The 18,375-nt window shown below is 65.1% G+C and carries 21 protein-coding genes; 13 read left to right on the plus strand and 8 right to left on the minus strand.

Features of this window, described 5'->3' with window-relative positions:
• Positions 1–115: 115 nt before the first annotated feature.
• Positions 116–1,399 (plus strand): IS256 family transposase, encoded by a 1,284-nt coding sequence (locus L5014_RS23270; RefSeq protein WP_238466270.1) that lies wholly within the window; start codon positions 116–118, stop codon positions 1,397–1,399.
• On the opposite strand, the gene L5014_RS23275 is transcribed toward L5014_RS23270, so the two are convergent.
• Positions 1,400–2,533: an IS110 family RNA-guided transposase gene (locus L5014_RS23275; protein WP_238466104.1), complete on the minus strand. Its 1,134-nt coding sequence runs from the start codon at positions 2,531–2,533 to the stop codon at positions 1,400–1,402.
• A 128-nt stretch (positions 2,534–2,661) separates the two neighbouring features.
• On the minus strand, positions 2,662–3,120 hold the full coding sequence (locus L5014_RS23280; RefSeq protein ID WP_238466106.1) for a hypothetical protein: 459 nt from the start codon (positions 3,118–3,120) through the stop codon (positions 2,662–2,664).
• Positions 3,121–3,328: 208 nt separating this feature from the next.
• On the opposite strand from L5014_RS23280, the gene L5014_RS23285 reads away from it, so the two are divergent.
• From L5014_RS23285 to L5014_RS23315, 7 genes are all read left to right on the plus strand, one after another.
• Positions 3,329–4,753 carry an MBL fold metallo-hydrolase RNA specificity domain-containing protein gene (locus tag L5014_RS23285; protein ID WP_238466271.1) on the plus strand — a complete coding sequence of 475 codons (1,425 nt, stop codon included), beginning with the start codon at positions 3,329–3,331 and terminating at the stop codon, positions 4,751–4,753.
• 212 nt (positions 4,754–4,965) lie between these two features.
• A complete protein-coding gene (locus tag L5014_RS23290; protein ID WP_238466107.1) occupies positions 4,966–7,116 on the plus strand; it encodes a PAS domain-containing sensor histidine kinase in 2,151 nt (716 codons plus the stop codon).
• Positions 7,113–7,760, plus strand: a complete 648-nt coding sequence (locus L5014_RS23295; protein WP_238466109.1) for a response regulator — start codon at positions 7,113–7,115, stop codon at positions 7,758–7,760. Before L5014_RS23290 ends, L5014_RS23295 begins: the two co-directional genes overlap by 4 nt.
• 125 nt (positions 7,761–7,885) lie before the next feature.
• Complete coding sequence (locus L5014_RS23300) at positions 7,886–8,293, plus strand: response regulator (protein WP_238466110.1); 408 nt, start codon at positions 7,886–7,888, stop codon at positions 8,291–8,293.
• A 13-nt stretch (positions 8,294–8,306) separates the two neighbouring features.
• Positions 8,307–9,095 (plus strand): helix-turn-helix domain-containing protein, encoded by a 789-nt coding sequence (locus L5014_RS23305; RefSeq protein WP_420800124.1) that lies wholly within the window; start codon positions 8,307–8,309, stop codon positions 9,093–9,095.
• A gap of 246 nt (positions 9,096–9,341) precedes the next feature.
• Entirely contained in the window at positions 9,342–9,737 is a 396-nt protein-coding gene (locus L5014_RS23310) for a c-type cytochrome (protein ID WP_338019318.1), read from the plus strand.
• 29 nt (positions 9,738–9,766) lie between these two features.
• On the plus strand, positions 9,767–10,132 hold the full coding sequence (locus L5014_RS23315) for a DUF3564 family protein (protein ID WP_238466113.1): 366 nt from the start codon (positions 9,767–9,769) through the stop codon (positions 10,130–10,132).
• 41 nt (positions 10,133–10,173) lie between these two features.
• Here L5014_RS23315 and L5014_RS23320 read toward each other — a convergent pair whose 3' ends face one another.
• From L5014_RS23320 to L5014_RS23340, 5 genes are all read right to left on the minus strand, one after another.
• Entirely contained in the window at positions 10,174–10,503 is a 330-nt protein-coding gene (locus L5014_RS23320; RefSeq protein ID WP_238466114.1) for a hypothetical protein, read from the minus strand.
• 76 nt (positions 10,504–10,579) lie between these two features.
• Positions 10,580–10,819 (minus strand): UDP-glucose 4-epimerase, encoded by a 240-nt coding sequence (locus L5014_RS23325; RefSeq protein ID WP_238466116.1) that lies wholly within the window; start codon positions 10,817–10,819, stop codon positions 10,580–10,582.
• A gap of 60 nt (positions 10,820–10,879) precedes the next feature.
• Complete coding sequence (locus L5014_RS23330; protein WP_238466118.1) at positions 10,880–11,158, minus strand: DUF1488 family protein; 279 nt, start codon at positions 11,156–11,158, stop codon at positions 10,880–10,882.
• Positions 11,159–11,256: 98 nt separating this feature from the next.
• Positions 11,257–12,105, minus strand: a complete 849-nt coding sequence (locus L5014_RS23335; RefSeq protein WP_238466120.1) for a universal stress protein — start codon at positions 12,103–12,105, stop codon at positions 11,257–11,259.
• Positions 12,106–12,266: 161 nt separating this feature from the next.
• Complete coding sequence (locus L5014_RS23340; protein WP_238466121.1) at positions 12,267–12,701, minus strand: Hsp20/alpha crystallin family protein; 435 nt, start codon at positions 12,699–12,701, stop codon at positions 12,267–12,269.
• A 311-nt stretch (positions 12,702–13,012) separates the two neighbouring features.
• On the opposite strand from L5014_RS23340, the gene L5014_RS23345 reads away from it, so the two are divergent.
• From L5014_RS23345 to L5014_RS23355, 3 genes are all read left to right on the plus strand, one after another.
• A complete protein-coding gene (locus L5014_RS23345) occupies positions 13,013–13,852 on the plus strand; it encodes a universal stress protein (protein ID WP_238466123.1) in 840 nt (279 codons plus the stop codon).
• 86 nt (positions 13,853–13,938) lie between these two features.
• Entirely contained in the window at positions 13,939–14,439 is a 501-nt protein-coding gene (locus L5014_RS23350) for a universal stress protein (protein WP_238466125.1), read from the plus strand.
• Between the two features lie 249 nt (positions 14,440–14,688).
• Positions 14,689–15,195 carry a lecithin retinol acyltransferase family protein gene (locus tag L5014_RS23355; protein ID WP_238466127.1) on the plus strand — a complete coding sequence of 169 codons (507 nt, stop codon included), beginning with the start codon at positions 14,689–14,691 and terminating at the stop codon, positions 15,193–15,195.
• A 99-nt stretch (positions 15,196–15,294) separates the two neighbouring features.
• On the opposite strand, the gene L5014_RS23360 is transcribed toward L5014_RS23355, so the two are convergent.
• The gene (locus L5014_RS23360) at positions 15,295–15,984 is read right to left on the minus strand and encodes a CBS domain-containing protein (RefSeq protein ID WP_238466128.1); all 690 of its coding nucleotides are present in this window, start codon (positions 15,982–15,984) and stop codon (positions 15,295–15,297) included.
• A gap of 255 nt (positions 15,985–16,239) precedes the next feature.
• Between L5014_RS23360 and L5014_RS23365 the strand changes: the two genes are divergently transcribed.
• Both L5014_RS23365 and L5014_RS23370 read left to right on the plus strand, forming a co-directional pair.
• Positions 16,240–17,001, plus strand: a complete 762-nt coding sequence (locus L5014_RS23365; RefSeq protein ID WP_238466129.1) for a YoaK family protein — start codon at positions 16,240–16,242, stop codon at positions 16,999–17,001.
• A 270-nt stretch (positions 17,002–17,271) separates the two neighbouring features.
• A complete protein-coding gene (locus L5014_RS23370; protein WP_238466130.1) occupies positions 17,272–18,276 on the plus strand; it encodes an AraC family transcriptional regulator in 1,005 nt (334 codons plus the stop codon).
• Positions 18,277–18,375 lie beyond the last annotated feature (99 nt).

Raw genomic sequence — 18,375 nt, forward strand, 5'->3', positions numbered from 1 at the left:
GAGTTATCGTCGGAAGTGGTGTATGCGGCGTAGGGAGGAGGCAGGAGAAGGCGGTGGCGATTGAAGGAGAATGTTGCTTCTCACGGTAACACTTCCTCAATCGAACTCCACCACCATGGCGAAACATACGCAGGAAACGAGCACCAGTCAAACAGCAGAAACGCAATTTGAGGGCGGCGTGCCCGGCCTGGACGATCTGATCCAGCAAGGGGCGCGGCGAATCATCCAGCAGGCAATCGAGGCGGAACTGGCGGCGATGCTTGAGCAGTATTCGAATGTGAAGACGATGGACGGCCGGCGCGCGGTCGTGCGCAACGGCTACCTGCCAGAGCGCGAGATCGTCACGGCGGTGGGCCCGGTACCGGTGAAGGTTCCGAAGGTTCGCGACCGCTCGGGCTCGGGCATCAAGTTCAATTCATCGGTCGTGCCGCCTTATGTGCGCAAGTCACCGCGCGTGTCGTCGTCGCTGCCGTGGCTTTACCTGCGTGGGGTGTCGACCGGCGACATGGGCGACGCCCTGTCGGAGTTACTGGGCGAACAGGCCAAAGGGCTGTCAGCGAGCGTTGTGAGCCGCCTGAAGGCCGCCTGGGCAGACGAGTTTGAGCAATGGAACAAGCGGGACCTGTCGAGCTCACGCTGGGTCTACTGGTGGGCCGATGGCATCCACACGCAGGCGCGAACGGAGGATTCCGACGGTCAATGCCTGCTGGTGATCATCGGCGTGAAGCCGGACGGCGAGAAGGAGCGCGTTGCGCTCTGCGACGGTTACCGCGAGTCGAAACAATCGTGGATTGAACTGCTGCTCGATCTGAAAGCGCGCGGCCTGCAGGCGCCGCCACTGCTCGCGGTTGGTGACGGCGCGATGGGACTATGGGCGGCACTGGACGAGGTGTTCCCGCAGACGCGACATCAGCGCTGCTGGTTCCATAAGGTCGGAAATATCCTCAACGCGATGCCCAAGTCGCAGCACGGCAAGGCCAAGGCAGCGCTCGCAGAGATCTGGAATGCCGCGACGCGCGCCGATGCGATTGTTGCGTTCAATCAGTTCGTCGACGTGTACGCGGCCAAGTACCCGAAGGCGGTCGAGAAGCTCACGAAGGATCGAGACGCACTGCTGGCGTTCTACGACGTTCCTGCGGAGCACTGGCAGCATGTGCGGACCACGAATCCGATCGAATCGACGTTTGCGACGGTACGCCATCGCACGAGCCGCACGCGCAACTGTCTGTCGCGCTCGACCTTCCTCGCGATGGCGTTCAAGCTGATTGAAGCGGCCGAGCAGACCTGGAGGAGGATTCGTGGTGCCGAGAAAATTGATCAGCTTCTGAAGGGCGTCCCCTTCAAAGACGGAACCCCGGTGATCGACAGCACACCGGCTCCTCAAGCGCTGGCCGCCTGATCATGCCGCCCCGCCCGCGTACACCAGTATTGACGATTGCTCCAACGCCTGGCCTATTGCCCATATGAAGCCTGTCAGTTCGCGTGCGACTGCAGTACATGCCTGTACCTTGAGTTTGCCTTTACCCTCCATTAATCGATAACGCGCACACAGGCGTTTTTGTGCCTTCCAGGCAATATCCTGGACCGCTTCGCTGGTTCGCTCTGCACGGCGTTGCAGATGCGCGGTTTTCCTGGCTGGATGGCGATACGTCCAGGATGCCTCGACCAATACCCGGCGCACGTGAGCGTTGCCGGTTTTGGTGATTGCGCCACGCGATCTGGTGGCGCCGCTGGAGTGCTCGCTGGGCACCAGACCCAGATAGGCCATCAATTGCGGGGCACTGTCGAAGCGCCTCAGATCACCAATCTCGGCGACCACCGTCATCGCAGTCAGCAGGTTGACGCCACGCAGCGCCATCAGGCCTTCGATCACTGGCCAGAACACTGATTCGTTTGCCACGCGCTCAAGTTGCGTGTCCAGCCCATCGATACGCTTGCTGAGCGCCTTGACGGTGTCAACATACTCCTGAAACACAATCTGCTGGACTGGTTGTCCGAATTTCTGTTGCTCCAGCCACCGATAATGCGCCTGGGTCCAGTTGCTCTTGCCGCTGTAGCACTTGCCGTATCGAAGCAGAAAGGCAGACAGGCGTTGCTTGGCCTGACGCTGCAGGTGCTTCATGTCCTCGCGCGCTCGGGTTAGGTCGCGCAACCCTTCCTGCGCATCGTCGGGAACCCAAACAGCTGTGAGCTCTCCGGCCCGGTGCAGGCGCGCCAACATCAGACTATCGCGGCGGTCAGTCTTGACCCGTTCGCCTGCTTTCCGTGGAATCAGGGACGGTGCGACAACCTGGCAATCCCAGCCGAGCTCGCTGAGCTGCCGGTAAATCCCGTATCCACACGGCCCTGCCTCATAGCAGAACGAAAGATGCGCGTCTCCCTTTCTCAACTGCCGAACCAGCTTTTCGATCGTCTCCGGCGTATTCGCAATCTCGCCAACGTAACGAACTTCCCCTCCGTTCGCATCGGCCACAGAAACCGCAATCGTTGCCTTGTGCACATCCAACCCAACGAACTTGCTAAACCGCTTCACGACCTGCTCTCCTCAATTGCGGCTCTGAGCCTTTGGTTTTTTTGGAGCCTCAAGCTTAACCCGCGTCGCTTGAGGTGCAGCAGGTCCAATACATTATGTCTAGCCGCACTGCGACCCTCCAGCCGTCCTCACCTCACGCCGCCCACCTCGCGCGCGAATTCGAGCTGCGCCTCGCGCAGCTGAGCCGCGCAGGGCCCGTAGATCCATCCCGGCCCGTTATCGGTGCTGTACATGCCCCGGCACATTCCCTTCAGACGAATCGTCGTCGTCCCGTCGTCCGCTGTCTCGCGCGCCGCCCAGAAGTACGCCACGCCGAACTCGTGCGGCATGCGCGTTTCGATCGACTCGCTCGTGATGCGCTCGATCGGCGTCGGCGAATGCTGCTGGACGAACGCCCGCGCCCGGTTCCATGCCTGCGCGCAGTCGCCGGGCGTCGTGCATTCGATCAACGCCTGCTCGCGCGCCGCCTCCAGCTCGGTTTCCGTGTGACGGAAGGCGTCATGGCTCGCATCGCTCGCGCAAGCCACGAGCATCGCCGTGGCCAGGACCAGGACCAGGACCCGGAGCCCATTCGATTCATCAGACATCGCAGCGACTCCTACCGGAAGACCGGCCCGCGACAGCGAGCCGCACGCCCCAATGTATGAATCGTCCGGCCCGCCCCGATTGATCTGGCTCAAGCCCAAGCGCCGGCGCGGCAATGCCCAACCATCTGATACAGGTCAATTGCGCAGCGGCAAAGCGCGCTCCAATCCGTATCAGGCGCGCCGTGGGGCGCATGGCGAGGAGAGCATGATGAAGCTGACCTTTCTGGGTGCGGCGCAGACGGTCACCGGTTCGCGCTATCTGCTAGAGGCGCAAGGCAAGCGGGTGCTGATCGACTGCGGCTTGTTCCAGGGCACGAAGAACCTGCGCTTGCGCAACTGGGCGCCGCTGCCCTTTCCCGCCGATTCGCTCGACGCCGTCATCCTCACGCACGCGCACATCGATCACTGCGGCTATCTGCCGGTGCTTGCCCGTAACGGCTATCGCGGCCCCGTCTATTGCACGCCGGGCACGGCCGACCTGTGCGAAGTGATGCTGCGTGACAGCGCCCGGCTGCAGGAAGAGGACGCCGCGTTCGCTAACCGGCACGGCTATTCGAAGCACCATCCGGCGCTGCCGCTCTATACGCTCGAAGACGCCGAAGCGGCCGTGCGGCTCATCGGGCCGCGCGAGTTCGACGCGCCGGTGTCGCTCGGCGAGCACCTGAGCTTCCGGCTGTTGCCGGCCGGCCACATTCTCGGCGCCGCGACCGTCGTGCTGTGCAGCGGGCATACGGTGATCGCCTTCTCGGGCGATCTCGGGCGCCCCGAAGACCCCATCATGCGCGCGCCCGCCCCGCCGGCCCATGCCGACTACCTCGTGGTCGAATCGACCTACGGAGACCGGCTGCACGCCGCCCTCAATCCGGAGGACGAGTTGGCCGAGGTGTTCGCGCGCACGTTCGCGCGCGGCGGCATCGTGGTGATGCCCTGCTTCGCCGTGGGGCGCGCGCAGGAAGTGCTCTACCACATCGCACATCTGAAGGAGGCGGGGCGCATGGCCAATGTCCCGGTCTACCTCGACAGCCCAATGGCGATCAGCGTCACCGACCTCTACCGCCGCCATATGCGCGAGCACCGGCTGACGGTCTCGCAGTTGCACGCCCTCGACCACGCGGCGTTCATGACGCGGACCGTCGACGACTCGAAAGCCATCGCTTCGCGCAACGGGCCGATGGTCATCATCGCCGGCAGCGGCATGGCCACGGGCGGACGCGTGCTCCATCACCTGAGCCTCTATGCACCCGACCCGCGCAACACGATCGCGCTCGTCGGCTACCAGGCGCCGGGCACGCGCGGCGCGGCGCTGGAAGCGCACGCACCGGCCATCAAGCTGCATGGCGACTATGTGCGCGTGTGCGCCGAGGTCGCATCGATCTCCTCACTCTCCGCGCATTCGGACTATCGGGAGACGCTGCGCTGGCTGGCTGGCATGACCTGCGCACCCGTGCGCACGTTCATGACACACGGCGAACCCGCCGCGGCCGACGCGCTGCGCCGGCGCATCGAAGAAACGCTGCACTGGGACTGCAGCGTGCCGGAACAGGGTCAGTCGGTCGAACTGCCTGAGGAGCCGGTCCGCGCCGCCCCATGCCCGCCCTGCGAGGGCGCCGGTGCACAGACATCCTCTGCGTGAGCCGGCCTGCCGGACAGCCGCCCCGGCGGGATGCGCCGGGGCGCTCACACAGCGCGAAAGATTTTCAAGACGGGCGTACGCGCCGAACATAAAATTGGGGCAAGCAGCCCGCGCGACGTCCGGCGCCGGGTTCCCTCCAATGCAGTCGCTACTTCACATGCGAATGGCTTACGCATCCGTTGCGCAGAAACGTTCCGTGCTGGGCCGTTGCCATGAGCACTGGCGCTAATCCACCGGGCAACGCCGCGCGCGGCACGGCGCGCCGGCGCCTCTTGCGCCTCTCCCGCATCGGCCAGCCGGCCATGGCGGCCACGCTCGCGTTCGTCATCGCTTTCGCACTCGCGGGCGTCGTCGCGGCATTCGTCGCGCTGCAATGGCAAACCGCCGCCGAGCAGCGCTTCGCACGCCGCGCGGCGGCGCTGCGCGAGACCGTCGAACAGGCGCTCATCGCCGACGAAGCGCTACTGCGCGGCGCGCGCGGGTGGCTCGCACAAGCGGGCGCCGCCGATCCCGAAGGCTGGCAGCACTATGTCTCGGGGATCGATCTGGAGAACTCGCGCGCCGCAGTCGTCGGCCTCGGCTATTTCGCGCTGCCTTCCGGCGTGCAAAACGCAACGCCCGCGCAACCCGGCACCGCCACGCTTTGGGCCGGACTCACCGCTATGCCCAATACCGCGCCCCGCAGCGCGTTCGGCCAGAGCGCGGCCAGCGAAGCGGCGCGCCGCTACGCCGTGCAAACCGGCAACGCGGGCCTCGCCGCCGAACCGGCCGCGGACAACGCGCCGCCGCAACTGATGCTCTATCTGCCGGCTTATGTGCCACAAACGGTGCCACAAGCAGTGCCATCGGCGGCAGCGGCGCCGGCTGCAAGCCCCGCGCAACGCCCGTTCTCCGGATTCGCCGTCGCTTCGCTCGACCCACAGCGACTTTTCGAGCCGATACTCGCCGCCCAGCCGGATCTCGCGCTTGACGTGCATGCCGGGCAGCCCGCTGTCGAGCTTTACCGCAGCGCCCCCACCGAAGCCGCCGAAGTCACGCCCGGCACACGCTTCGAGCACATCGACAACCTCGCGTTTGGCGGCGCGACCCTCACGCTCGACGCGAGCACGGACGGCAGCCCGCTGCTCACGGGCGCGGCCACCTGCGCGGCAGCCATTCTTCTAGCCGGCGCCGTCATTGCCAGCCTCTGCGCCGTTCTCGCGTATCGGCTCGCGCGCGCACAGGCCGCTTGCGCCCTCGCGCCTGAGCCGGCCGAGGGCGGCGCCGACCTGAACGAAGCGCGCATGATGGGCATCATCCGTTCGTCGATGGAGGCCATCATCACCGTCGACGAAACCCAGCGCATCGTCATCTTCAACCCGGCCGCCGAGTTCGTATTCGGCCTCTCCGCCATGGAAGCGATCGGCTCGCCACTCTCGCGCTTCATTCCCGCGCGCTTTCGCGCGGCTCACGAGCGGCACGTCGAACAGTTCGGCGCCACCGGCGTCACCGAGCGCCAGATGGGCCACCAGCAGCGCGTGCTGTTCGGCCTGCGCGCCAACGGCGAGGAGTTTCCGATCGAGGCGTCGATCTCCCAGATCCGCGACACCTCCGGCAAGCTCTACACGGTCATGCTGCGCGACATCACCGAGCGGCTGCGCGCGGAGAACTCCCTCAAGCGCTCGCGCGAAGAGCTGCGCGAACTCTCGGCCAACTTGCAGAACGTGCGCGAGGCCGAAAAGACGCGCATCGCGCGCGAGCTCCACGACGATCTGGGCCAGCAGCTCACGGCGCTCAAAATCGACGTCTCCGCGCTGGAGAACCGGCTTCGCGGCGCCATCGACAGTGACAGCGCCGAGCGGCTTGCGGGCATGCGCAAGCTGATCGACTCGACCGTCAAGGCGGTGCGGCGCATCGCGGCCGACCTGCGCCCCGTCATGCTCGACGACCTCGGACTCGTACCCGCGATCGAATGGCTCGCGAACGATTTCACGAACCGCTACGGCATCGCGGTCCAGCGGCACATCCACACCGGCAACGCGGCATTTTCGAGCCCCGCGGCCACTGCGCTCTTTCGCATCGTCCAGGAAGCGCTCACCAACGTCGCGCGCCATGCCGAAGCGAGCGTCGTGGTGCTCACGCTCGAAGTGGACGGGCAGCATTGCACGCTGCGCATCGTCGACAACGGCCACGGTGCGCTCGCCAATCCCGGCAACTCGCCCGAGCGCACTCGCCACGACAAGTCGTTCGGATTGCTTGGCATCCGCGAGCGCGTGCATATGTTCAACGGCACAGTCGAGATCGATACGGCGCCCGGGGAGGGTTTCGCCATTGCCATCACCTTCGAGCTCGACGCCCTCCAATCCGAAGAGACCGCTTCATGATCAAGGTGATCCTCGCCGACGACCACACGCTCGTGCGCGATGGTCTGCGCCGTATCCTGCAGGACGCGCACGATTTCGAAATCGTGGGAGAAGGCTGCGACAGCGCCACCACGCTCGCGCTCGTGCGCGAGCGCGATGCCCGCGTACTGGTGCTCGATCTTTCCATGCCGGGGCGCAGCGGCGTGGATCTCATCAAGCAGATCAAGGATGAGAAGCCCGCGCTGCGCATCCTCGTGCTGACCATGCATGCCGAGCAGCAATACGCGGTGCGCGCGTTCAAGGCCGGCGCCTCGGGCTATCTCACCAAGGAGAGCGCCAGCGCCGAGCTGGTGAACGCCGTGACGAAGGTGGCCACGGGCGGTGTCTACGTAAGCATGGCGATGGCCGAGCGCTTTGCGCAGAGCCTGAACGAGCCCGCCGACACCCTGCCGCACCAGCGGCTTTCCGACCGCGAATTCGAGGTGTTCCGGCGCCTCGCCGCGGGGGAGACCATTACCGAAATCGCCAAGGCGCTCTGCGTGAGCGCCAAGACGGTGAGCACCTACAAGGTCCGCATCCTCGAAAAGATGGAGATGCCGCACGAGGCCGCACTCGTGCGTTATGCCCTGCGCCACAAGCTGCTCGACGACCCGGACGAACCCTGAGCCGCCCTGGCAGCGGCGCGTCGTCGCACGACTGTAGGAATTGCCCTACACGTCTTCCGTCGCGCGTACGCCAGTTTCCATCGCCACCGATTTATTTTCGAGATGGCGCCGCCGATACTGGCTACATGGAAACCCATCTGACCACTCCGAAGCTGCACGTCTTCCTCGTCGACGATGCGACACCAGTACGCCGCAAAATCGCCGAGGCATTCTCAGCCATACCGGATGTGGTCGTGGTTGGGGAGGCCGAGGATACGGCCACTGCCCTGACGGAAATTGCAACGAGCGGAGCGGACGTCGCCGTGATCGATCTGCGGCTGACCGCGAGCAGCGGCATCGAACTCATTGCCCAACTCTCGCGCGAGCAACCCGAGGTCGTCACGGTCGTGCTGACGAACCACACCGCCGCGCCGTTCAGGACGGCCTGCCAACGCGCCGGCGCCGGATTTTTCTTCGACAAGACATCCGAATTCGACGCCGCCTGCCACGCCATCGAAGCGCTTGTGAAAGCGCGCGCGAATGCCGCGCGCTGAACTGGAGACAGCCATGTATGCCGAGCCTGCCTGCGATTCCTCCCTGCCTGCGCCCGCCACGCTGCATTGGCCGGTGGTGCCGCTGCGCCCCGTGGAGCAAATGGCCGCGCCCCGCCGCGCCGCATCGCGCTGCTCCACCTGTTCGCTGCGCGCAGTCTGTATGCCGTCGGACCTCACCAGCGCCGAGCTTCAGCAACTCGACACCGTCGTCCTCACGACCCGCCACGTGCGCCGTGGCGAGGCCCTCTTTCGCGCGCACGATGCGTTCCAGAGCTTGTACGCCGTGCGCACCGGGTCGTTCAAAACGCTCGTCATGCACCGCGACGGCCGCGAGCAGGTGACGGGCTTCCAGATCCCGGGCGAGCCGCTCGGACTCGACGGCGTCTGCACAGGCATGCACAACTGCGAAGCGATCGCCCTGGAGGACAGCACGGTCTGCATCATCCCGTTCGGCCAGTTCGAATCGCTATGCCGTGAGAGCCGCCGCATGCAGCGCCATCTCTACCAGTTGATGAGCGGCGAGATCGTGCGCGAATCGAGCCTCATGATGCTGCTGGGCACGATGAGCGCGGAGCAGCGGCTCGCCTCCTTCCTGCTCGACCTCGCAGCGCGCTTTCGCACGCGCGGCTACTCCGGCGCGCAATTCAATCTGAAGATGAGCCGTGAGGAGATTGGCTGCTTTCTCGGCATGAAGCTTGAAACGGTGAGCCGGATGTTCTCCCGGTTCCACCGCGATGGGCTGGTCCAGCCGAGCGGCAAGCAGATCCGCATCGTCGATGCCGAGGGTCTCGCACGCGTGTAACCGGGGACCAACCCGACAAGTCTTCGCAACGGTGTAGGCACAGCGCGCCTCTTTGGTCCGGGCCCGTGTTTTCCGCGGCGCTCCTCGTATAGAGGGCGCCGCTTTTCTGTTTGGCCACCTCCCTCAGGAACATCCCGCGCCGCCCTTTATCGATTGACTCAAGTCAACCGCATGGCGCCAGGCGATGAGAGCATGGGCCAAGGCAGCCGCCCTTCGCGGCCTGTGCGCCGCTCAAGGAGACCACTCATGGCCTGCAAACGCATTCCCCTCGCGCACGGCCGGCTGCATTCACTGCGCCGCCTGCGGGCAAGCGTCGTCTTCGTACGCACGGTCGCGGTTCTGGCTGTCTCCCTGCAGGCCGCCGGCGCGTTCGCCGAGTTGCCGGAACCCACCGATCTGGTCGATCAGCAGCATTGCATGTTCTGCCATACGTCGGACGCGCCGTTTCTCGCGCCGTCGTTCCACCAGATCGCCGAACACTACCGCGATACCCCCAACGCGAGCACGATGCTCGAAGACAAGCTCAGGCACGGCGGCAAGGCGCACTGGGGCGACATGGCGATGCCGCTGCCCGAAGACCGCGGCGGGCCGCTTTCGGCCGGGGACGCGCGCACGCTCGTCCGGTGGGTGCTGAGCCAGTAGATTCGCGATATAGCCAACGGAGCGTCATCATGCGCATTACCCTTCATCTCGACACTTTCGACCGGCTCGCGCCCGGTGCCTATGGCATCGTCTGGATCGACAAGGAGAGCGGCAAATGGTCCCGCGAGGGCCATGCTGGCCTGACGTTGCCGCGATGGGGCCGCTACCGCAGCGTGCAAGGCTGCACGTGGCTCATCGCAGGGGTTGACGGGGCCGAACTCTGCTCCCTCGCAGGACTCGATCTCGCGGGCCTTGACGGCCCCTTCGAGGGCGAGCATGGCCGGGTGCAATGGCATGGCTGCGCCCCGGAAGCGGCCACTGGGGACTGGCACGTGCAGTGCGTCGACGAAACCGCCTGCGATCCCGAGGACGCTTTTTTCGCGGACGAAGCTTGATACTCACAAGACAGGATCAGGATCGCCTGATCCTGATCCTGTCAATGATCTCGCCGCGTACGGCCGTCTTCTGAAAAGGTGATCGTTGCGTCCGCCACCTTCAACTCGCGCTCGGCGGCGTCGAATGCCTCGCGCATCGCGGCGATCGGATCCTCACCGGTGCAATGGAGAATCGGCTTGAGCCCGTCCGACGCCGAGAGGAGGTCGAGGCGCACATCGTAAGCCTGACGCTGCCCCGCAGCGTGCAGTGACTCGATCGCAAGATGGCAGGACTTCAGCAGCCCGCTGAACCGTTCGAGACGCAACAACTGGACGCCGGCCTCCGCCTCGATGGCGGCGGACCCCGCAAAGCCCATATAGACAATCTGCATTCCCAGTCCCATCGCCTCGGCCTCCCTGCCTCGTCTATCTCTTTGCCAGCGCGCACCGACGCGACCGTGGCCAGCCCTACACCTCGAATGCGTGCCGGTTTTTCAGATCGATCCACAACATGCCTTCGCGCAGCCCATCCAGCACGGCAGCGGCCTCGGTGTCGAAGGTCCGATGATGAGCAAACGCATGACCGAACGGCTGTTCCGGCTCGCCCTGCATGATGCTGATCTGGCAAGCAAAGCCGCCTTGTGGCGCGGGCGCCGTAGTCGCTTCGACGATCCACGTGCCGGCGTTGACTGTACCCCTGAGTGTCATGATGCTGATCTCCATCTCGCGCGTCATGGTGCAAGCCATGGCGCAGGCAAAAAGTGCGCGTCATCGGCCATAAATGCGGAACACGCCGCTGTGCAGGACGACCGGCGCGCCACGCGTCGCTTCGATCAGCGTGGCCGTGGCCTCTTCGATGGCGCAGCGATGCCCCCCGAACGCCATGAGGAGATCCGTCTCGCTGATCGAGTGCGCGCCGAAATGATCTTCGAGCGCTTCGGCAGTAATGCCACATTCGATCTGCGTACCATCCACCATGGCGGGGAACACCAAAGTGAAGGACTCCGAGTCGAACTGGGGTGCTATCCGAGGGAACGAAATTTTCATGACCTGAACCTCCTCCCCCGCGCCAGCACAGAACGATGTACTTGGCGATTGAATTCAGGATAAGGTGCCGCGGGTGGTGTCCGTTGACACACGTCAATTCAATGACGACTGCCCGCAGCTGCAAAGACCGGGTGCCGCGAAATCTGCGGCACGAGCAGCAACGGCAGCACGGTAGGTTGCGCGACATCGGCGGCGACGCTGCCGTAGCGCCACCGCCCACCCTCGTGGCCGCCGCGCGTTGCCAGCACCAGCAGGTCGGCACGCCATTGCAGCGCCGCCTCGACGATCGCATGTGAGGCCGCGTCGCCATCGTGCTGCGCTTCGAGGACAACCGCGTCGAAGTCTTCCGGATGCCGCTCGGCCGCCGGGTCGCATGCCAGATAGCCCACCCGGAGCGCTGTGTCCGGCGCCGCGATGCGCGCGGCTTCCCGGATCGCAAGGGCGGACGCGGCGTTCCCGTCGCTCGCGACGAAAATACGCCGCGGCGGCACCCGGCATCTGCGCGCGAAGGGCGTGGGCAGCACCAGCACGGGGCGCTGCGTCGATCCGGCAAGCGCGACCGGGCTGGACGGCGCGCCGATCGTCAGTTCCGCCTGCGAGGCGCACACGGCACGAGTCAGTCTCCGTGCCTGCCCCTCTCCCGCGTCTGTGTCGAGGATCTCCGTATCCGCTTCGAAGCCGCGTCGCACGAGCGTTTCGCGAGCGGCATCGACCGTGGCGGCCAGAACTAGCCTTCTCGTGAAGGCATGCGCGGCCTGAAACCCGGCGTCACCGCTGCAAGGCGCGACTGCAAGACCCACGATGTGAATGTGCGCGTGCCGCTGCGCCCAACCCGCCACGCAGTCGAGCAGCGAAGCGACATGCTCGCGTCCGCTCAGCATGACGACAATGCGCGAGAACGGCGCGACGACTGGCGCATCCAGGGATTTTTTTACCCAACGCTTCATGGTTCACTCCCCCGCGCCACCGCGAGCGCATGATGTGCTTTAGCGATAGCCGTCACGCGCAATGAAAAAAGCGCAGAGTGCTGTCTCTGCGCCGTACCGGCGCACGCCGTGCGGTCCTGCACGGGACGATGCGCCTGCCTCCCCTTCCCGTCTTCAGACTGTCATTCGATCTGCAGGCGCTTTTGCTCCGCCGGCGCCTTCTTCGGCAACGTCAGCGCAAGCACGCCGTCCTGATACTGGGCGCTTGCCTTGCTCTCGTCGATATCGCTCGCGAGCGAGAATGAACGCGCGAACGCGCCGCTATAGCGCTCGCGGCGAATCACGCGCTCGCCTTCCTTCAGCTCGGTGTTGCGCTCGACCTTCGCGTGAATCGACACCACATTGCCGTCGATCTTCACGTCGATGTCCTTCTTGTCCAGACCCGGGAGCTCCGCCTTGACCGTATAGGCCTGGTCGCTCTCGGTCACGTCGAGCTTCATGGCCGCGAGATCGGTGTCCTCCGTGGCAAGCAGGCTGCGCATCGGGCGAAACAGCCCCTGGAACAGATCGGAGACTGGCTCCATCGAAAACGGGTCGTAACGTGTCAGATTGCTCATCGTCTTTCCTCCTTTGAGCTTTGGCGAACCACGCAGCCCACTCATGGGCCGCGCCGGCGCATGGGCCTTCGCCCCTACGTTGCACGCCGCGCCCTGCTGCGTGCGCCGTATTCAATCTAAGAGCGCACCGCCTTTTCCGATTGATCTGCCTCAACGTGCCTGCGTGGCCACACACGTGGACGCCCGTGAGCGGCCCCAACGGACGCTTGATTTAAATCAAGGGTGAAGCGACGCCCGTTCCTAGACTCGAATCACTTCGTGGCCCGCCGGTCGGGCAGCGATCGTTCTTCTCATCTCGCCGGAGCCCTACCATGACCTGCAAGACCTTGACGGTCCATCTGGATACGAGCGCGCGCGCCAACGCGCGGCTAGCGCTCGCCTTGAAACTCGCGCGGACCTGGGGCGCGCATCTGGACGGCCTGTTCGCCACCTTCGAGCCAAGCCCGCGTGAGTTCTACGTCATGGCAGGCACGGCCGACTACTACGACGCGCACCGCAAGCTGCGTGCGGAACAGCGTGGGGCGATCGAGCGGCTGTTCCATGCGGAGCTTGCTCGCGCACAGGTCGAAGGCGCCTGGTTCGCGGGAGAAGGCAGCCCGATCGCCGCCGTCACGCAGCGCAGCCGGACCTCCGACCTGACGATCGTCGGGCAGACCGATCTGGACAACGCGGAGGCTTATGTTGCCGATCATTTCGCCGAGTCAGTCGTGATGGGAGCGGGGGGACCGGTGCTCGTGATGCCGTACACCGGCTACTTCGAAACCGTTGGCGAGCGCGTGCTCATTGGGTGGAACGGCAGCCGCGAAGCGGCACGCGCGGTTCACGACGCGATTGCCTTCATCACGCGCGCAGCGCACGTCACCATCGCGGCCACCTCGAGCACGTTCAAGTCCGGTGCGTCCCAGACGTCGTGCACGGATCTGGCGGCCATGCTAGCCCGTCACGGCGCGACCACCGTCGACATCGCGCGCTTCGACCGGGGCGCCCCTGACACCACGGGCGATGCCTTGCTCAGCTACGCCGCCGACGGCGGTTTCGACCTGCTCGTGATGGGCGCCTATGGTCACGCGCGGCTGCAGGAGCTCGTGCTTGGCGGCGCCACACGCTCGGTCCTGCTCACGATGACGCTGCCGGTGCTCATGTCGCATTGAGCGGCTTTGCATACGCGCTTGCAGTGGCTTTGCACGGTCGGCGCAGCGACTCCATCCCCGTCCCACATCGAGCCCGGAGGCCCACCATGTTTTCCCGTATTCTCGTCGCACTCGACGGCAGCCAGACCGCTTCTGGCGCGCTCGATACCGCGCTGCGGCTCGCGCACGACACGGGCGCGGAGCTGCAGCCGCTCTACGTGATCGACATGCCTGTGCTCGCCTATGACGTGCCGGGCTTCGATCCGTCGATCGTCCGCGATGCGTATGTCGAAGAGGGCAAAATCGTCTGCACCGATGCCCAAGCCCGGATGACGCGGCAAGGCGTGAAAGGCGCGCCGCGCACCGTCGAAGTCGCACTGGGCGTCGAGGACGTCGCGCAGTGCATCGAGCGCGCCGCCGCCGACTGGCACGCGGAGCTCATCGTCATGGGCACGCATGGGCGCCGGGGCGTGCGGCGGTTGATGCTCGGCAGCGTCGCGGAGCGCGTGCTGCGCAGTGCGTGCCGCCCTGTGCTCCTCGTGCCGGCACGGGCGGCGGTGTCGGCCCCAAAGACGCCCGACGATCACCCTTCGAGCATTCCTGCATGACTCACATCGGCGAGTGAACCCAAGGTGTTTGGGTCCTGTTCGTCAGGACCCGTCTCGCGCGCTGTGCTTCTGCGCTTCCCCGTTTGGCCACGCCCCCAATTCGAAATCAGCCTTTCACCCCATCTGTGTCAGGCATTTCTGACACGCGCCGCACACATCGGACGTCAATCTCAGCCCGCGCTGATTGTTGCCACCCTGCCCAAAACCAATACTTAAGGCGTGACGAGAGCGGAAGCAGAGGAGCGAGTCATGAGCCAGCACGAAGGATCCGGATGCGCAGACGTCGTGTTCATGCACGATTTGCCCATCGGTGCTCATCTCGCCACCCGGCGCCCCGGGTATATGCATCATGGCATCTATATCGGGAACGGCCGCGTCATTCACTACGCCGGTCTTTCAGGCCGCTTTGGCCCTGGCCCGGTCGAAACCGTCTCGATCGAACTTTTCTCGGCGGGTGTCGGTTTCCAGGTCGTCCAGCACCCCCACGCGCAATACACGGGCCTCGAGGTCGTGCGCCGCGCGGTCTCGCGTCTCGGCGAACAAAACTACAAGCTGCTTACCAATAATTGCGAACATCTCTGCCTGTGGTGCGTGCTCGGGCAAGGACGAAGCAACCAGGTCGATGCATGCATGCGCAATCCCGCACGCGCCGTGCGCGTCCTGTTCACGTTGTGCGTCTGCAAGCTGCTCCGCGGCTGGATGCTCGAGTCGTACAGCAAGACCGTCGAAATGCGTCTGCCGGCGCTGACCGCCTGATTCGATTTGTTTCGGCCGACTCGATGCATCACGGCCGCCATTTACGCATGACAATAGCCGTTCGAGATTACATGCCGCAGGCTGGCTGCGCCCGGCCGCTTACATGGGCGTGAAATACGTGGGATAGCCGAGATGGTCTTCGATGTCCTTCACGCCCGCGACGCGTTCGGCGCACACGCATATCGCCTTGCGCTCCTCCTCGGAGCCCACCGTGCCCCAAAGGTGCACGACGCCGTCCTTCACGACGACGTTCTCCGCCGCCATCGCCCAGCGATGTCCCTCGAGCGCGTGCACCACCGCCTGGCGTATGGCCTCGTCCGAAGCGAGCGCGTCCGGGCCGACCTGCGCCGCGCGCGCGAGCGCGCCGACCAGGTTCGAGCGGCTGACGATGCCGAGCACTTTTCCATCGGCAACAACGGGCACGCGCTTGATGTGGTGCCGCTCGAGCAAGTCAGCGACTTCGGCCAGCGGCGTGGCGGGCAACACCGAAATTACATTTTCCGTCATGATGTCGCTGACCTTGACGGCATGCTCCTTGAGGTACTCCGCCGCGAGCTTGCGGGTCGAATATAAAAACTCCGCGAGCCACGAACGCTGCGGCTTGCCGGTCCCCGTCTCCACGCGGTGCAGCAGATCGCCTTCGCTCACGAGACCGATGATCTTGCCGGCCTCGTCGACGACCGGCAGCCCACTGATGTGATGCTTCGCCATCAGTTCAGCCGCTTCAAAAACGGTCGCCGTGGCGACGACGGACACGACGTCCGTGGTCATGATGTCCGATGCTTGCATGAGCGTTCTCCTCCATGTAGGCCAGCACTTCGACACCACCCAATGTAGCCTTCGAAGGCTGCCCTCATTTGACGCTGATCAATTGAGGGGAGGACCCGGTGCATTTGCCCCTGGTGCGGGTCCCAATCTGATGGGCGCTCATGGCACTTCATGATGCGACAATTAACCACATGCTCAATTCGGCATTGCGGCTGATCAGGGGCTAGACACGCGTCTTACACTATGCGCTTGACGCTCGCCGCCCGGAACACCGCCGTGCCAATCCACTATCTCCGCAGCTTCACTTCGATCGAACGCACCGAGCGAGCCAACCTCCGGCTCGGGCGCGCCCTGACGCTCATTGCCGGAGCCGCCAATGCAGGGGGCTTCCTGGCGGTCGGTCAATATACGTCGCACATGTCGGGCATCGTCTCGTCATTCGCCGATCACGTCGCGCTGGGCGAATCCGGTCTCGCGCTTGGCGCGGTCAGTTCGGTCCTTGCCTTTGCCAGCGGCGCCGCGACTTCGGCCATCCTGATCAACTGGGGACGCCGCCGCTCGGCGCACAGCGTCTACGCATTGCCTCTGTTGCTCGAAGCGGCCCTGCTCCTGTGCTTTGCCTCGCTCGGCGGGAATCTCGCGCACCATCACGTGTTGGCCGTGCCCGTGACGGTGGCGCTGCTTTGCTACGTCATGGGCGTGCAAAACGCCATGATCACGAAGATTTCGCGAGCCGAGATACGCACGACGCACATGACCGGCATCGTGACCGATCTGGGCATCGAGCTCGGCAAGGCGCTGTACTGGAACCGGGGCGTGCCGGCCGATGCCACGCGGCACGTCGCAGCGGACATGCAGCGGGTTCGCGTGCTGGCTTCGTTGCTCGGGATGTTCCTGCTAGGCGGAACGCTGGGCGCGATGGCATTCCGCCATTTTGGCTTTGCCTCGGCGGTGGCTTTGTCGATGCTGCTCGTCATGCTTGCCGGCGTCCCGCTCACGGACGACCTGCGTGGCCGCCCCGGGCGCGACCTCGTTTGACTACGCGAGCCGGCCGGGCCCGCATTGTCTGGACAAGCTTGGCCAGCCAGGTCTTGGTCCGCTGCCGCGGGACGCTTTCGGAAATCCGGCCCCGGATCTTTGAAAAAGGCACGCTGCGGCCTCCACCCCCCCTGCCAATTCCCTCAGTACCGCCCCGGGGCCGATCCGGATTGCGTGTGCATCGACAAGGCGATAGCGTTGCCCAGTATTGCTGCCCGGTGCTCGACTCATGTGCGCTCGGCGGCCCCTATCAGCAAGGAGATGACGAGCATGACCGAGAATGGCTGGATCGTCGCGAACGGTGCGTCGCCGGCCCGCACATTCAACTTCGATCTCACCACCGCTCCCGGGCGGCCTCGCACCGGCGTACAGGCCTGGTTCGAGATACTCCACGACAATTACTTCCCGCTCGACGTGAAGGTTGGCCGCGACTTTCGCTCTGGCCTGCTCACGCGCGTCGATATCGGCAACATACGCGCGTGCACGCTGAAGACCGATGCAATGCTGACCGAGCGCCGCGCGTCGCGTGCCATGCCGGACGGGCGCGACTTCTACGTCGTGGAAATACCGCGGGAAGCGCCAGTGCGGGTTGCACAGCGCGGCCGCGAAGGCGTCGTGCGTCCGGGTGGCTTTACTGTCGTCAACGGCGCCGAGGCCTACACGTTCGAGACTGCACAGCGCAATGAAGTGCGCACGCTGCGCATCCCGTGCCGCTCGCTGCGCGCACGCCTGCCAAGCCTCGACGACTGGGTCGCGAAAACATGCGAGCCGAGCCAGCCACTCGTGGCGCTCTTTCTCGATTTCGCGGCCTCGTATGGCCAGCATGGTCCTGGGCTTCTGTCGGCGCACCATGACCGCGTGGAGCAGCATCTGCTCGACTTGCTGGTGATGGCGCTCCTTGGCGCCGACGACACCACCAGCGAAACTTCCGTGCGCAGCGCACACCGGCAGCGGGCCTTGCGGGTCATCGAACAGCACTTCTGCGATCCGGCGCTCGAACCGTCCGGCGTCGCGCGCGCGACCGGCGTATCCGAGCGCTATCTGCAGAAGATATTCTCGGAGCGGCGGGAGACTGTCTCGGCGACGATCCGTGAGCGACGCATTCTCGAAGCAAAACGTCTTCTCGCGCGCCGCGCACAACTGCGCCTGAGCGTCACGCAGATCGCGTATGCGGTGGGCTTCTCCGATCCCGCCTGGTTCAGCCGCGTGTTCCGCCAGGCCACGGGTGTCTCGCCCGCCCAGTACGAAGGCGACGCTTCGCAAGCTTCGGCGTAAGCGGCACTGCGCGGCCCGCATTCTCCTGACAAAAGCCTTGGTGGGATCGGACGTCGTTTGCCCACCATCAGGCCGCCCCAGTCCAATCTTTTGGGCGCC

The sequence above is a fragment of the Paraburkholderia tagetis genome (assembly GCF_022213065.1).
GTDB classification, from domain to species: Bacteria; Pseudomonadota; Gammaproteobacteria; order Burkholderiales; family Burkholderiaceae; genus Paraburkholderia; species Paraburkholderia tagetis.

What these genes read in the sequence shown, in the direction of transcription:
- L5014_RS23270 (WP_238466270.1), top strand. Translation starts at nt 116, where the DNA reads ATGGCGAAACATACGCAGGAAACGAGCACCAGTCAAACAGCAGAAACG.
- L5014_RS23280 (WP_238466106.1), bottom strand. Translation starts at nt 3,120, where the DNA reads ATGTCTGATGAATCGAATGGGCTCCGGGTCCTGGTCCTGGTCCTGGCC.
- L5014_RS23285 (WP_238466271.1), top strand. Translation starts at nt 3,329, where the DNA reads ATGAAGCTGACCTTTCTGGGTGCGGCGCAGACGGTCACCGGTTCGCGC.
- L5014_RS23290 (WP_238466107.1), top strand. Translation starts at nt 4,966, where the DNA reads ATGAGCACTGGCGCTAATCCACCGGGCAACGCCGCGCGCGGCACGGCG.
- L5014_RS23295 (WP_238466109.1), top strand. Translation starts at nt 7,113, where the DNA reads ATGATCAAGGTGATCCTCGCCGACGACCACACGCTCGTGCGCGATGGT.
- L5014_RS23300 (WP_238466110.1), top strand. Translation starts at nt 7,886, where the DNA reads ATGGAAACCCATCTGACCACTCCGAAGCTGCACGTCTTCCTCGTCGAC.
- L5014_RS23305 (WP_420800124.1), top strand. Translation starts at nt 8,307, where the DNA reads ATGTATGCCGAGCCTGCCTGCGATTCCTCCCTGCCTGCGCCCGCCACG.
- L5014_RS23310 (WP_338019318.1), top strand. Translation starts at nt 9,342, where the DNA reads ATGGCCTGCAAACGCATTCCCCTCGCGCACGGCCGGCTGCATTCACTG.
- L5014_RS23315 (WP_238466113.1), top strand. Translation starts at nt 9,767, where the DNA reads ATGCGCATTACCCTTCATCTCGACACTTTCGACCGGCTCGCGCCCGGT.
- L5014_RS23320 (WP_238466114.1), bottom strand. Translation starts at nt 10,503, where the DNA reads ATGCAGATTGTCTATATGGGCTTTGCGGGGTCCGCCGCCATCGAGGCG.
- L5014_RS23325 (WP_238466116.1), bottom strand. Translation starts at nt 10,819, where the DNA reads ATGACACTCAGGGGTACAGTCAACGCCGGCACGTGGATCGTCGAAGCG.
- L5014_RS23330 (WP_238466118.1), bottom strand. Translation starts at nt 11,158, where the DNA reads ATGAAAATTTCGTTCCCTCGGATAGCACCCCAGTTCGACTCGGAGTCC.
- L5014_RS23335 (WP_238466120.1), bottom strand. Translation starts at nt 12,105, where the DNA reads ATGAAGCGTTGGGTAAAAAAATCCCTGGATGCGCCAGTCGTCGCGCCG.
- L5014_RS23340 (WP_238466121.1), bottom strand. Translation starts at nt 12,701, where the DNA reads ATGAGCAATCTGACACGTTACGACCCGTTTTCGATGGAGCCAGTCTCC.
- L5014_RS23345 (WP_238466123.1), top strand. Translation starts at nt 13,013, where the DNA reads ATGACCTGCAAGACCTTGACGGTCCATCTGGATACGAGCGCGCGCGCC.
- L5014_RS23350 (WP_238466125.1), top strand. Translation starts at nt 13,939, where the DNA reads ATGTTTTCCCGTATTCTCGTCGCACTCGACGGCAGCCAGACCGCTTCT.
- L5014_RS23355 (WP_238466127.1), top strand. Translation starts at nt 14,689, where the DNA reads ATGAGCCAGCACGAAGGATCCGGATGCGCAGACGTCGTGTTCATGCAC.
- L5014_RS23360 (WP_238466128.1), bottom strand. Translation starts at nt 15,984, where the DNA reads ATGCAAGCATCGGACATCATGACCACGGACGTCGTGTCCGTCGTCGCC.
- L5014_RS23370 (WP_238466130.1), top strand. Translation starts at nt 17,272, where the DNA reads ATGACCGAGAATGGCTGGATCGTCGCGAACGGTGCGTCGCCGGCCCGC.